At 50.1% G+C, this 11,729-nt stretch carries 17 protein-coding genes; 8 read left to right on the forward strand and 9 right to left on the reverse strand.

Translation table 11 applies throughout. From position 1 onward, the window contains the following. Positions 1-108: 108 nt before the first annotated feature. From HJG40_RS04045 to motD, 4 genes are all read right to left on the reverse strand, one after another. On the reverse strand, positions 109-1,350 hold the full coding sequence (locus HJG40_RS04045; RefSeq protein ID WP_226857098.1) for an Hpt domain-containing protein: 1,242 nt from the start codon (positions 1,348-1,350) through the stop codon (positions 109-111). 4 nt (positions 1,351-1,354) lie between these two features. Beyond that, positions 1,355-1,846, reverse strand: a complete 492-nt coding sequence (locus tag HJG40_RS04050; protein ID WP_215863006.1) for a protein phosphatase CheZ — start codon at positions 1,844-1,846, stop codon at positions 1,355-1,357. Further along, a complete protein-coding gene (gene cheY, locus HJG40_RS04055) occupies positions 1,846-2,262 on the reverse strand; it encodes a chemotaxis response regulator CheY (RefSeq protein ID WP_010640349.1) in 417 nt (138 codons plus the stop codon). The genes HJG40_RS04050 and cheY overlap by 1 nt, the downstream gene beginning before the upstream one ends. A 135-nt stretch (positions 2,263-2,397) precedes the next feature. Then, positions 2,398-3,243 (reverse strand): flagellar motor protein MotD, encoded by an 846-nt coding sequence (motD, locus tag HJG40_RS04060; RefSeq protein WP_215863007.1) that lies wholly within the window; start codon positions 3,241-3,243, stop codon positions 2,398-2,400. A 211-nt stretch (positions 3,244-3,454) separates the two neighbouring features. Between motD and HJG40_RS04065 the strand changes: the two genes are divergently transcribed. Further along, on the forward strand, positions 3,455-4,198 hold the full coding sequence (locus HJG40_RS04065; RefSeq protein ID WP_215863008.1) for a flagellar brake protein: 744 nt from the start codon (positions 3,455-3,457) through the stop codon (positions 4,196-4,198). Here the strand turns inward: HJG40_RS04065 and fliW are convergent. The 5 genes from fliW to flgA form a co-directional block, all read right to left on the reverse strand. Beyond that, positions 4,178-4,678 (reverse strand): flagellar assembly protein FliW, encoded by a 501-nt coding sequence (gene fliW, locus HJG40_RS04070; protein WP_215863009.1) that lies wholly within the window; start codon positions 4,676-4,678, stop codon positions 4,178-4,180. The genes HJG40_RS04065 and fliW overlap by 21 nt on opposite strands. Next, entirely contained in the window at positions 4,678-4,941 is a 264-nt protein-coding gene (locus tag HJG40_RS04075) for a carbon storage regulator (RefSeq protein ID WP_215863010.1), read from the reverse strand. The genes fliW and HJG40_RS04075 overlap by 1 nt, the downstream gene beginning before the upstream one ends. Positions 4,942-4,944: 3 nt before the next feature. Further along, positions 4,945-5,334 (reverse strand): flagellar protein FlgN, encoded by a 390-nt coding sequence (locus HJG40_RS04080; RefSeq protein WP_215863011.1) that lies wholly within the window; start codon positions 5,332-5,334, stop codon positions 4,945-4,947. 7 nt (positions 5,335-5,341) lie between these two features. Continuing rightward, on the reverse strand, positions 5,342-5,686 hold the full coding sequence (gene flgM, locus HJG40_RS04085) for a flagellar biosynthesis anti-sigma factor FlgM (RefSeq protein ID WP_215863012.1): 345 nt from the start codon (positions 5,684-5,686) through the stop codon (positions 5,342-5,344). Positions 5,687-5,781: 95 nt separating this feature from the next. After that, on the reverse strand, positions 5,782-6,504 hold the full coding sequence (gene flgA / locus HJG40_RS04090; protein ID WP_215863013.1) for a flagellar basal body P-ring formation chaperone FlgA: 723 nt from the start codon (positions 6,502-6,504) through the stop codon (positions 5,782-5,784). A 318-nt stretch (positions 6,505-6,822) separates the two neighbouring features. Between flgA and flgB the strand changes: the two genes are divergently transcribed. The 7 genes from flgB to HJG40_RS04125 are packed head-to-tail and all read left to right on the forward strand — an operon-like array spanning position 6,823 to position 11,660. Beyond that, positions 6,823-7,236 (forward strand): flagellar basal body rod protein FlgB, encoded by a 414-nt coding sequence (gene flgB / locus HJG40_RS04095; protein ID WP_215863014.1) that lies wholly within the window; start codon positions 6,823-6,825, stop codon positions 7,234-7,236. A 19-nt stretch (positions 7,237-7,255) separates the two neighbouring features. Further along, positions 7,256-7,672 (forward strand): flagellar basal body rod protein FlgC, encoded by a 417-nt coding sequence (flgC, locus tag HJG40_RS04100; protein WP_215863015.1) that lies wholly within the window; start codon positions 7,256-7,258, stop codon positions 7,670-7,672. A 2-nt stretch (positions 7,673-7,674) separates the two neighbouring features. Continuing rightward, positions 7,675-8,370, forward strand: coding sequence for a flagellar hook assembly protein FlgD (locus HJG40_RS04105; RefSeq protein WP_215863016.1), 696 nt, complete (start codon positions 7,675-7,677; stop codon positions 8,368-8,370). A 12-nt stretch (positions 8,371-8,382) separates the two neighbouring features. Continuing rightward, the gene (flgE, locus tag HJG40_RS04110; protein ID WP_215863017.1) at positions 8,383-9,633 is read left to right on the forward strand and encodes a flagellar hook protein FlgE; all 1,251 of its coding nucleotides are present in this window, start codon (positions 8,383-8,385) and stop codon (positions 9,631-9,633) included. An 11-nt stretch (positions 9,634-9,644) separates the two neighbouring features. Next, a complete protein-coding gene (flgF, locus tag HJG40_RS04115) occupies positions 9,645-10,385 on the forward strand; it encodes a flagellar basal-body rod protein FlgF (RefSeq protein WP_215863018.1) in 741 nt (246 codons plus the stop codon). Between the two features lie 20 nt (positions 10,386-10,405). Then, positions 10,406-11,191 carry a flagellar basal-body rod protein FlgG gene (flgG, locus tag HJG40_RS04120; RefSeq protein WP_215863019.1) on the forward strand — a complete coding sequence of 262 codons (786 nt, stop codon included), beginning with the start codon at positions 10,406-10,408 and terminating at the stop codon, positions 11,189-11,191. A 10-nt stretch (positions 11,192-11,201) separates the two neighbouring features. Next, on the forward strand, positions 11,202-11,660 hold the full coding sequence (locus tag HJG40_RS04125; protein WP_226857100.1) for a flagellar basal body L-ring protein FlgH: 459 nt from the start codon (positions 11,202-11,204) through the stop codon (positions 11,658-11,660). Positions 11,661-11,729: the final 69 nt, after the last annotated feature.

Below are 11,729 nucleotides of genomic sequence, written 5' to 3' on the forward strand. Positions count from 1 at the left end.
CACCACTGCGATATTCTGGAGACCGGAAACGATTCATACCGGTTCAAAAAACGTCGCACCCACCCCCTTTAAAACTGGTCAAAAATAGACGCTGTTACCTGGTCATTTTTAAACGCTGTTTGACAGCGCATCGACCACTGCTTTATCGATTTCCACGTCTTCGCCCACAATTTCGAGCGCAACTTCTTTGCCGAGTTGCCGGGAAGCATCCCGGACTACTCTGGGCAACTGCTGAAACAGACGCTTGCAGGGTTGCATGCGCAAACGCATGACGGTGCTTTGAATGTCGTTGACGGTGAGGTCGACCTCTCGGGCGATGCGCAGCATGTCTTCATTTTCTTCGCTGAGGCTGCCGATGGCAGAGCTCAGTCGGTTACGGAGCAAAACCAGTTCACCCACCTGATTCATTACGGCGTCCAGACGGGCGGCATCAACGCGCAAGGTGGTTTCGGCTGCTTCCTGTGCGGTGGCGCTACTGCGCGCAGGTGGTGTTGCCTTGCCTGAAGCTTCCCGGGGTTGGCCAGTTACTGTACTGACCGATTTTGTTGGCGGAACAAGCTCAGCAGTGACTTGTTCTGATTCTAACGAACTTGCACAAACGGCTGAGCCAAGCGCTGGCTGGACATAACCTGGAGCTTGCTGGCCGTAGAGTTGATCCAGTACCTGCTCAAACTCTTCTGGCGAAATTTGGCCACTGTTCTGGTTGCCGGAATCCGGTCCATCGCACATCCCCGGAGCCTTGTTACCATACAGTGCGTCGAGAGTGGCCTCAAACTCTGCGCCGGTAATTTCGTCGGCTGCCATTTCGCTGTGTGGGCCGGATGGGTTGCTCCGTGATTCCGGGTGAGGTGCTGATTCCGCGTGTTCCAGAAACAGTCCCGATTCACCGGTAGCTGTTGGTCGCTGGCTGACCAACAACATGGATTCTGCAGGTGGGCGGCTGCAAAGAGGCGCAGCGCTTTCCATGGGTCCTTTCCCTACCGCCAGATTCTGAATGGTCTGGCCCAGTTGTTCTGGTCCTGGACTGGGATTTTCTCCGCTGGCAAGTTGTTGCAGCATGTCATCAATCACATCAAGACCGCGCAGGATAGCATCGATCATGGGTCCGTTAACGATCAAGCTGTGTGAGCGAAGTTTGTCCAGCAGGTCTTCCAGATGATGGGTCCAACTGACGAGATGCTCGGCTTCGAGAAAACCGGCCCCCCCTTTGAGCGTATGAAAAGCCCGGAATACGGAGGCGAGCACTTCATCATTGTTCGGATCGGATTCCAGGCGCAAAGTGTCGTCCTGAGCTTTTTCGAGGAGTTCTCGAGCTTCCGGCAAGTAATCCTGCAGAATTTCCATGTCCATGTTTTTAGATCCCCAGCTCTGCCAGCAAGCTATCCACTTCATCCTGATTAATGCTGGGATTGGCCTTGGCGGTTGCGGTGTTTTCCTCTGCGATATTGCTGGCTGATTCCATACCTACTTCAGCCAAGGTAAGGCGTATACGTTCTTCAACAGCCCGAAGCAGTGTGATGGCTTTTTTCAGCCGTTGACCAGCAAGATCCTGCCCCTGTTGGCTGGCCAGAATCACGAGCAAGGCGCTTTCAATATGCTTCAAGGGCTCATCAATATAGCTATTGTGCGCATTGCGAATGATGATTACCGCATCCTGCGCTTTTTCGACAGCGGCGAGAGTGGCCATGGTCTGCTCTTCGGTTAAGCGCAGAGCTTCTTCCAGAGGATTTTGTGCACCGGACAAATTTTCTTCAGCGCTATTGGCGATCCGCTTCAGGCCTTCACGCAGCAGTAACTCCGCTTCACTGAGCAGACGATTAGGATCCAGTGGATTTTGTGTGGTCATCACTGGCCTCCCTGAGCCGCCTGAAGACGCTTGAACACGCTATCCAGCTTTTCTTTCAGGGTGTCGGCAGTAAAAGGCTTGACGATGTAGCCGTTGACTCCAGCCTGGGCTGCTTCCAGGATGTTTTCGCGTTTGGCCTCAGCGGTGACCATGAGTACCGGAATATGTTTGAGTTGCGGGTCTGAGCGGATGGCGCGCAGCAGATCAATTCCCTGCATATTGGGCATGTTCCAGTCGGAAACAACGAAATCAAAGGGTCTGCTGTGCAGTTTCTGTAGTGCCTGAACGCCGTCCTCGGCTTCATCAAAATTACTGAAACCGAGTTCGCGTAACAAATTGCGTACAATTCGCCGCATCGTAGAGAAGTCATCCACCACTAAAATGTGGATGCCCTTGTCGACCTGATCAATACCCATAAATGCTGATCTCCTCCTTGAGTCGTACTCCATCCTTTACATTTGGGAAAGCAATTCCTGTACCACCTGTCTGGATGGAGTAGTGCAGATGTTCTGCTCTTCAATACGGCACATCTTCGGGAAAACTGAAGCCGGTCAGCCGCGCTGACTGATGTTGCCAGCCATGATCGGGTCTGTTCCTGCCTTGCTGGGGTTTTGAGGAGCAACCACGACGATGCTCACACGTCGATTCATGACCAGACCCTTCGCGGTATTATTGGAGGCTACAGGGTGGTATTTGCCATATCCGGCAGCAACCAGGTGATGGGGATTGACTCCATGCTGAATAAACAGTTCGACGACGGATACGGCCCGTGCTGCAGATAGTGCCCAGTTGGAGGCGAATTGCGGGGTACGCATAGGCAGGTCGTTGGTGAAGCCGTTAACCTGGATTTGATACGGTACCAGCGCCAGAACTTTGGCGATATTGCCTAAGGTATTGCGCGCATTACCACTAAGTTGTGCCTGAGCCGATGGAAAGAGAATCTTCGCATTCAAGTCAATGACAATGCCCAAATTGCTACGATGGATAGCAACACCACCCTTATTAATCAATGGCTTAAGTAAGTATTTCATTTGCGCTTCTATTTTTTGCATTTCCGGATTTGCTGGGGGTTTGGGTGCATGCGCTTGGGCGGATACCTGACCTTGCTGGACATGGGGAACCGGATCCAGAGTGGCTACTTTCGGTAATGCTGGTAGGGCTACCGGGGTTTGGGTGAGGCTATTGGTGTCCGATCTTATCGGGACGGGTGACCAGGGTTGACCACTAAATGCAGAAACCAGGGTTTTTGATAATACCTTGTATTTTCCTTCGTTTACTGAAGAAATAGCATACATGACCACAAAAAATGCGAAGAGCAAGGTAATGAAGTCGGCATAAGAGACCAGCCATCGTTCGTGATTTTCCCATTCCTCTTCGGCTTTCTTTTTGCGTGCCATCCAATAATCTCCTGTGCTCTCTATACAATAAGCCATTAACTAGTCAGTTTTTCGCATTATCAGTGCTTGTTCAAAAAATAAGCGAGATTTGTGCCTGATCGGGCTGCTTATGAAACGGCATGAATTCTGCTGGAAGGTCTTCAATGCGAAGTCAACCTTACTGTTTTTGTCAAATTTTTGACATATAGATAAATGTGAGAAGGAAGTAGTTATGGTCAATGCTGAAACCCGGTTGGATAAATTGTTTGTGGATGCCAATCGTTTGACGTTGAAAGCAGCATGCGATCGCGCACTACATTCCTTGGTGGAAAACCAGCAAAACATGCAGGTCCTGGTAGGTCAACCCGGTACTTTCATGGGGCACGCGGCCCTGCTGTATGATGATGCGCCTCATGAGAGCCTGATTCTGGATGCTTTGACACCGGAAGCGGCTAACAATTATTCGCTCGCCGGTGAAGACCTGCTACTGTGGACAAGCGATGCTTTGCCTCTTGGTTTTCAGACAGTGGTTGTAGAACAACTTGTCTGGCAGCGTTTTGCAGCCATTCGTATCCAGAGACCCAAAATGATTTTTCAATGGCAAAGGCGCAGTACGTTGCGTGGAGCAGTCGAATCTTCCAATAAAACTTCTGTACTATTAAAACGTTATGGGGCAAGGTCTGTGGAGGGTGAATGTGTGGATATTGGTGCCGGTGGTATGCGCATCGCCATAGCAGCGCCACAGGACTATCCGGTGACTCAGGGTGAACTCCTGGCTCAGGTTCAGTTTAAATTCCAGGGACAAGCCTGTTCAGTGGAGGCTAAAGTCTGCCATCTGGGGTCGGGAATGCACACCCAAGGCACAGTTCAGCAGTTAGGTTTGGCATTTATTCATTTACCTGCTGTGCTTGAAGATAAAATCATTCAGTACACGCTACGTTATGATCGTGAATGCCTACGCCGTGCCAGTCGCTAAGGATTGATCCTCATCAGTTTTTAAGGTATCCGTTTCCTGAACGGGGATGACAATATGGGCTTGAAGTTTGGCTGGTGGTAGATGTGCAGCACTGAATGGTTCAGTAGGCATATCGTGACGTTCTACAATCCATTGTCCAAACTGTCTGGTTTCGGGGAGAAAATAGATTGGGGCCAGGGCGTTGCTTTGGAGCGCGCCGTTTTCTGTCTGAGGCAGTATCACCATTACCATGGGTACCCCGGATGTTTTGGCAAAATGCGGAACTTGAGAATACTGTAAATTAAAGTGCTCGGGAGCAACCAGTAGAAAAGTGATCAGAGGTTCATCCAGTGACTGTAACCAAACAAATGGTCCTTGACTGGGAAGATGTAGTAAAGCAAAGCGTTGCAAGTTGGTAAAGCCAGGCATAGGCGCAATACAGTGCCATATTTCCTCGTCGGCAATGGGAAACGGGCCGAACCGGGTATCATAAGTTTTCATCAGGCTTCATCCTTTGTATTGCTGGCTGAATCAACTGCTTTGGGCTGTTGATTCAGCCAGAGATTCAATGCTTCCGGGGCTGAGACCAGTGCGGACTGGTTGGCCTGTTTGACGGTTTCCAGCAATTCTTCACGTAAAATAGTGACATTGTCACTGCTTTCTATGCCCAAGCGTACTTGTCCGTCCTCAATACGGGTGACGACAATACGAATGTTGTCACCAATACAAATGGCCTGACCACGTCGCCTGGTAAGAACCAGCACGATTCAGGCACTCCCGATCAAATGGCGCTCAGCAGAGGATTTTGCAGTACCCAGGTCTGAGTACGTTGACGGCTGTGCACCGAAAAAAATTTCCCAGGCACCCTGATTAAAGCGTTCCAGTGCGCTGATGATCTGACCATTGAGCTGATTTTTACGCATGATGTCGTTTAATAAATTACGTAAATGCGCATCATCAGATGCGTTTTTTGAAGGCTGCCTTGCTGGTCCCATGCGGCTCTGAATGTCGGCAAAACAGCGCATTTTTTCAGTGGCAATGCGCTGGAGTTCTGCCATCCGGCCTGATTTCAGGCACTCAGTCTCATCGTCCAGCAAGGCCTGTAATTGTTCGAGAAGTAAGCTTTCCTGAGAATCTGCCGAATCGTTGGGATACATGACCGGCTCAGGCTGACTTGTTAGAGCTTGCAGGCATGAACTGCTGATTATCCTGAGTCAAGCCCTGGCCAATTTTGAGTGGAGAAATCTGATAGGTTCCATTGGATATGGCGGCTTTAATTCGGGCCAGCTGATCCGTATTACCCATGCTTGTCTTCTGAGCAGCCATCAATTGCCGCGCCTGCGGGGAAAGCGTGAGGTGATCTTGTGCAACAGAACTCGCGGCAAGAGCTTGTCCGGAAGATTTGCCGGAATCGGCTGCAGACCCGCTCACCGCTTTATCGGTGTTGCTCCGCGTGTCTGCTGTCGGTATTCCAGCAATTGGTCCTGAATATGGATTGATGGGATTCATATGCTTATCTCCTAACGTATCTGCTGCCATAGTCACTATTACGTCACATCAGCGTAAAAACTATAGCGAAACAGTCAATGAACACATTTCTTTGGTTAAAAGTCTACCACGACATGCCCTTGTGCGGTTACTGTCCCCCGTATCACGCGACCGGACTGCAGGTTTCTGACCATGATGCTTTGTCCGGGACGACCGTTTTCAATGGCGTCGGCAATGGTGGCAATGCGAATCCCATTGCCTTGAGCATAAAGGGTTACCTGCTCACCTGCGTGAACCACATCCGGGGCATTCAGCATGGTCGTCGTTATGGGTTGTCCGGCCAGTGTCCCGAATCGCAGAATTTTACCGATGGCTCCCTGGGGCGAACTTAAGGTGTTACCCCCCAAGCCGCTGGTATCCCTGCGTACTACAGCCAGATCTCCGGCCTGTAGAATGGATCCTGCAGAGAGTGGCCGAGAAGCAATGACGACACTCTGATCCATTTGAATTTGTACCGGTAAATATAATTGCCAGGAGGAGGGTGACTGACAGTGGACTTGTACGGTTTGGTTACCGTAGGGATTGCTATAACCAAAATAAGTCACTTTCAATTTGCTGCAGGCCGGAAAATGAATGCCAGGGGCCGGTCCGTCCAATTGAATATGTACAGCCGCTGATTGATCAGGTAGATGCGCTCTTACAAAGTTCCGAACAATCTCACGAATGGTTGCGGGGTTTTCCACGGCAGCCTGAGCGCAGGGGCTGACAATGATGAATGTCGCCGCGAGTAACCAGCTGGCAACGATAGATTTTGTACTGTTTGAAAAACCGAGCTTCATAACCCCAGGGCACCTCTTGAGAATAGGGTGTCAGTAAACAAGCAATCTAAGCAAATAGTGCGCCAGAAAATCATGAGCGTTATCTAGCCAAGAACTTGGTTAATGCATGGACAAGGAATGACTGGGCGGCATTTTTTTGTCGGTCACGCACGGAAGTGTCGATCGTGCGGCTTTTTTCTGCCGTTTAGTCAGGGTTTTGCCAAGAACAAGAACGGCGCTGGCCAAAGTCACTGCAAAACTTCCAGGCCTAATGCCTTGTTAGCTTGATGGCATGTATGTTGCTTGAATGACCACGTAGAAAACTTTGGAGGAACTCACATGTCGGGGTTGTTAGGTCAGGCTCTGGACCCTTTGGCTAATGCCCTGAAGGTCACGGGTTATCGGCAGCAACTGCTGTCAGCTAATATCGCCAATGCCAACACGCCTAATTATCGGGCGGTAGATATTCCGTTTACTCAGGTGATGCAAGCGGTTCAGGCGGGTGATAAGGGCAGTCTATCATTAACAACGAATAGTCACCGGCAATTTTCTGAAATCGGCAATAACGCGAGCATGGCTGCTTTTGTGCAATATCAACGCGGCAGTCAGGTAGGGCTGGATAATAATTCTGTAGACATGAATCGAGAGCAGGCAGAATTTTTGCAAAACAGCGTGCGTTACCAGGCCGATCTGACTTTTATGACCGGTAAAATTAAAACCTTGACCTCGGCCATTACGGGAACAACCGCTTAAATATGCAGGAGTAAGACTTATGTCATTATTTTCAGTTTTGGATGTAGCGAGTTCGGCCCTGACCGCTCAAAGTTATCGACTGAATGTGGTTGCGAGTAATATGGCCAATGCCAATTCTGCAACCAGTTCTGATGGTCAACCCTACCGGGCCCGGGAAGTGGTCTTTGCTGCGCAACCTTTTGCCAATGCTGGCGCTCCCGCCGGGGTTAATGGCGTACGGGTAGCTGATGTCATCAGTAAGCCGGGGCCATTTAAAATGGTGTATCAACCGGGGAATCCGCTGGCGGACAAAGAAGGCTACGTCAAAATGCCCAATGTGAATCCCGTCGATGAAATGGTGAACATGATTTCGGCTTCGCGGGCCTATCAGGCCAATGTGAATGTAATGAACACCACGAAATCCCTGCTGCAGAAAACCCTTAGCCTTGGAGTCTGAACATGAGCGTCAATTCTCTGACATCCAGCGTCAATCCTTTTTATCAATCGTTGCAGACCAGTTCTGCAAGTGGTTCAGGTACAGCCAGCAGCGGAGCCAGTGGTCTTGCCAGCGAAAGCACTTTTTACAATCTTCTGGTTACTCAGCTCACCAATCAGGACCCCCTGAATCCACTCAGTAATCAAGATTTATCTTCACAGTTGGCACAATTCAGCATGGCGAATGGCGTTCAGGCTATTCAGGGTTCGCTGAATTCTCTCATGGATCAAATTAATCAGAACCAAGGATTGCAGGCTGCTTCCCTGATTGGCAAGTCGGTCACTACTTCAGGGAATCAGTTGACTTTGAGCAGCGGCAGCGCCAATGGGGCTTATGATCTGGGCAGTGCCGCCAGTGCGGTAGACGTGCTGGTACAGAATAGTGCCGGTCAGACGCTGGCCGTTTTACCCCAAGGTTCACAGTCTTCAGGAATGCAGACTTTTAACTGGAATGGAGAAAGCGCCAATGGGAGCGCTTTGCCGTCGGGAAATTACCAGTTTTCGGTACAGGCCGCCGATGCCAATGGGGATGCAGTCACGACTGCCCCCTACATGTTTGGCGTGGTGAATGGCGTTACTTTGGGAAGTTCCGGTCCTACCCTGCAGTTACAGGGGCAGCAAGGCTCGGTGCCGTTCAGCTCCGTGCAAAATATTATTTAAGGAGTTTGCAAAATGGGTGCATTCAATACAGCTTTAAGTGGATTACAGGCAGCTAATACGGATTTGCAGACTCTGGGTAATAATATATCTAATGCCAATACGGTAGGGTTTAAAAGTTCCAATGCCGAGTTTGCTGATGCCTATGCTTCAGCTATGGCCAATACAGCACCAACCGATGGGCAAGTGGGTATTGGTACTACTGTGCAAACTATCGCTCAACAATTTACTCAGGGAAATATTGAAACTACCAGTAATCCTCTGGATGTTGCCATTAACGGCAATGGTTTTTTTCAGTTTAACTATAATGGTTCGACAGTTTATGGCCGTAATGGCCAGTTTCAGCTCAATAAAAACGGCGTTATTGTGGACGCTAATGGTGGTGAACTGATCGGGACGCAGGCGCAAAATGGTCAACTGACCGGTGCCAGCGGCCCCTTGACCATTAATCAGAATGCCATTGCCCCGCAAGCGACTTCAGGACTGAGTTTGGGTTTGAATCTGGACTCAACCAATACGCCCATCAGCGGTAATGCTAGCATTAATATTAATGATCCGAGTACTTATAATTATTCGACCACGACGACGGTATACGATAGTCTGGGTACCCCGCAATTGTTGACTACTTATTATCAATTGCAAAGTGGTTCAGGTACGACAAGCTCCGGACAAACCTGGAAGGTGGATTACTCGGTAACGGGAACCACTGGTGCCAGCGGCATCACTTCTGGTAGCGTTGGAACTTTGCAATTTAATGCCTATGGTCAGGAAACCAGTTCAACCTCTCAACCTATTACCGGTACTCCGTGGGTTGATGGGGCGGCTCCCACCACCATTAACGTAAGCTTCAGTGGCAGCACCAATTATAATTCCCCCAATTCGGTGATCACCAACAACAGCAACGGTTTTAGTGCTGGACAATTATCCGGTCTTTCTATTGACTCCGGCGGCAATATTTTCGGGCGCTACAGCAATGGTGAATCCCAGCTCATGGGGCAAATCAGTTTGACGCGTTTCCCGGATAATAATGGTTTGCAGAATCTCGGTAATAATTATTGGGCAGAAACCTATGTTTCGGGACAACCCCTTTCTGGTGGCCCTGGCAGTTCCAATCTGGGCGTTTTACAGGCCGGAGCGGTGGAACAATCCAATGTGGATATTTCCAAGGATTTAGTGAATCTGATTGTGGCGCAGCAGGCTTATCAGGCCAATGCCCAGACCATTAAAACCCAGAATACGGTAGTGCAGACGCTCTTGAGTTTGTAAGAGGATAAGTCATGGATACCCTTTATATTGCCATGAGTGGTGCTAATGCCATTCTGCAAAAACAAACGGTTACGGCCAATAATCTGGCTAATGCCAATACCACCGGTTATCGTGCCGATGAGGCCCAGTTCAGTGCCTTGCCGGTATATGGGCAAGGGTTGCCGACTCGCGCCTACACGGCTACGGAAACCCCCAGTGTCGATTTTCAGTCAGGCCCTGTAGTCCATACTGGACGGCCTCTGGACGTGGCGGTGAATGGCCGGGGCTGGCTGACTGTTCAGGGACCTGATGGCAAGGAAGCTTACACCCGGGATGGAAATCTGCAGCTCAATGGGCAGGGTATCCTCATGACCGCGACCGGTCATCCGGTGCTGGGCGTGAATGGCTCGCCTATTTCTCTGCCACCTATGCAGTCTCTGGTCATTGGTAGTGATGGGGTGATTTCCGGGGTGCCGGTAGGCAGTCAACCCAATGCCGTCGTCACGATCAACCAGATCAAGCTGGTGAATCCTTCGGAGAAAGGTTTGCAAAAAAATCCGGATGGGCTTTTTCAGAATAGTGACGGAAAACCGGCAGCTGAGGATGGTAATGTGGTACTGGAGCCCGGCGCGCTGGAAGGCAGCAATGTGAATCCCGTTAATGCCATGATTCAGATGTTGGAAGATACCCGTCAGTTTGATATGCAGACCAAGTTGATGCAGACCGTTTCCCAGGATCGGCAAAGTGCCAATCAATTGCTGGTTCTATCATGAATAATCAGGAGCAATAAATCATGATGCGTTCTCTTTATGTAGCAGCAACTGGCCTGGAAGGTGAGCAGACCAAAATGGACGTTATTGCCAACAATCTGGCGAACGTCAACACCACCGGATTCAAGCAGTCCCGCGCGGTGTTTCAGGATTTGCTCTACCAGAATCTACGGCAACCGGGTGCGCAATCTTCGCAGACCACCCAATATCCCTCAGGGCTCCAGCTAGGCACCGGGGTGCGCGTGGTTTCTACGGAACGCCTGATGACCCAGGGCAACTTGACCCAGACTGGTAACGCGCTGGATGTAGGGATCAATGGTCAGGGCTTCTTCCAAATTATGCAGCCCAACGGGACCATTGCTTACAGCCGGGATGGCACTTTTCAGATGAATAATCAGGGGCAATTGGTCACGTCCAACGGTTACTTATTGCAGCCACCGGTAACCATTCCACCTAATGCGCAAAGCATTACCATTGGTAGCGATGGGACCGTGTCGGTAGTGTTGCCGGGACAAGCCCAACCTCAGCAAGTGGGTACAGTCCAGCTCGCCAATTTTATTAATCCAACCGGCTTGCAAAGTATTGGCGACAACCTTTACTTGCAGACAGGATCTTCTGGCGCGCCGCAAACCGGACAGCCTACTCTTAACGGTTTGGGTTCTGTGCAGCAGGGCTATCTGGAATCTTCCAATGTCAATGTGGTATCAGAATTGGTGGATATGATTGCCACGCAGCGTGCCTACGAAATCAACAGCAAGGCAGTATCTACTTCAGATTCCATGCTCGGGTATCTCACCCAGAATTTGTGAGGCTAACAATATGACTGCGCAAGCCATCTGCAAAGTTTCCATGTATTTTCCAGTATCCTTCGGGAAACTCTGGATGGCTTTGCTGCGTTTGGGCTTTTTGATGATGCTTGTATTGGGCTTAAGTGCTTGCGCCATCATGCAGGGGCATCATGATCTCAAGCCGCTTAAACCGTTACCTATTCCCGCAGAACCGGAATCACTGGCGGCCCATGCTCCAAACGGGTCCATCTGGCAGGCGGGCACTAACGTGTCTTTATTTAGCGATAATCGGGCCAATCGTGTGGGTGACCTCATTACCGTGCTGATCCAGGAAAATTCCAGTGCCAGCAACAATACCAATACCGCCATTAATACTTCAGATTCCTTGAGTGCAGCGCTGACCAACTTTTTTGGCATTGTACCGGCATTTGGGAGCAGCAATTCTCAATATGGCCAAGAGCCCTTTTTATGGGGTGGCACCACCATATGAATGACTCGGCTTTTTTGGATGTACGGTGAGCGCTGGACAAATCCATCCATTCAACGTATAAGAGGCTGG

The organism is Acidithiobacillus concretivorus (assembly GCF_018853445.1).
GTDB classification, from domain to species: Bacteria; Pseudomonadota; Gammaproteobacteria; order Acidithiobacillales; family Acidithiobacillaceae; genus Acidithiobacillus; species Acidithiobacillus concretivorus.

What these genes read in the sequence shown, in the direction of transcription:
- HJG40_RS04045 (WP_226857098.1), bottom strand. Translation starts at nt 1,350, where the DNA reads ATGGACATGGAAATTCTGCAGGATTACTTGCCGGAAGCTCGAGAACTC.
- HJG40_RS04050 (WP_215863006.1), bottom strand. Translation starts at nt 1,846, where the DNA reads ATGACCACACAAAATCCACTGGATCCTAATCGTCTGCTCAGTGAAGCG.
- cheY (WP_010640349.1), bottom strand. Translation starts at nt 2,262, where the DNA reads ATGGGTATTGATCAGGTCGACAAGGGCATCCACATTTTAGTGGTGGAT.
- motD (WP_215863007.1), bottom strand. Translation starts at nt 3,243, where the DNA reads ATGGCACGCAAAAAGAAAGCCGAAGAGGAATGGGAAAATCACGAACGA.
- HJG40_RS04065 (WP_215863008.1), top strand. Translation starts at nt 3,455, where the DNA reads ATGGTCAATGCTGAAACCCGGTTGGATAAATTGTTTGTGGATGCCAAT.
- fliW (WP_215863009.1), bottom strand. Translation starts at nt 4,678, where the DNA reads ATGAAAACTTATGATACCCGGTTCGGCCCGTTTCCCATTGCCGACGAG.
- HJG40_RS04080 (WP_215863011.1), bottom strand. Translation starts at nt 5,334, where the DNA reads ATGTATCCCAACGATTCGGCAGATTCTCAGGAAAGCTTACTTCTCGAA.
- flgM (WP_215863012.1), bottom strand. Translation starts at nt 5,686, where the DNA reads ATGAATCCCATCAATCCATATTCAGGACCAATTGCTGGAATACCGACA.
- flgA (WP_215863013.1), bottom strand. Translation starts at nt 6,504, where the DNA reads ATGAAGCTCGGTTTTTCAAACAGTACAAAATCTATCGTTGCCAGCTGG.
- flgB (WP_215863014.1), top strand. Translation starts at nt 6,823, where the DNA reads ATGTCGGGGTTGTTAGGTCAGGCTCTGGACCCTTTGGCTAATGCCCTG.
- flgC (WP_215863015.1), top strand. Translation starts at nt 7,256, where the DNA reads ATGTCATTATTTTCAGTTTTGGATGTAGCGAGTTCGGCCCTGACCGCT.
- HJG40_RS04105 (WP_215863016.1), top strand. Translation starts at nt 7,675, where the DNA reads ATGAGCGTCAATTCTCTGACATCCAGCGTCAATCCTTTTTATCAATCG.
- flgE (WP_215863017.1), top strand. Translation starts at nt 8,383, where the DNA reads ATGGGTGCATTCAATACAGCTTTAAGTGGATTACAGGCAGCTAATACG.
- flgF (WP_215863018.1), top strand. Translation starts at nt 9,645, where the DNA reads ATGGATACCCTTTATATTGCCATGAGTGGTGCTAATGCCATTCTGCAA.
- flgG (WP_215863019.1), top strand. Translation starts at nt 10,406, where the DNA reads ATGATGCGTTCTCTTTATGTAGCAGCAACTGGCCTGGAAGGTGAGCAG.
- HJG40_RS04125 (WP_226857100.1), top strand. Translation starts at nt 11,202, where the DNA reads ATGACTGCGCAAGCCATCTGCAAAGTTTCCATGTATTTTCCAGTATCC.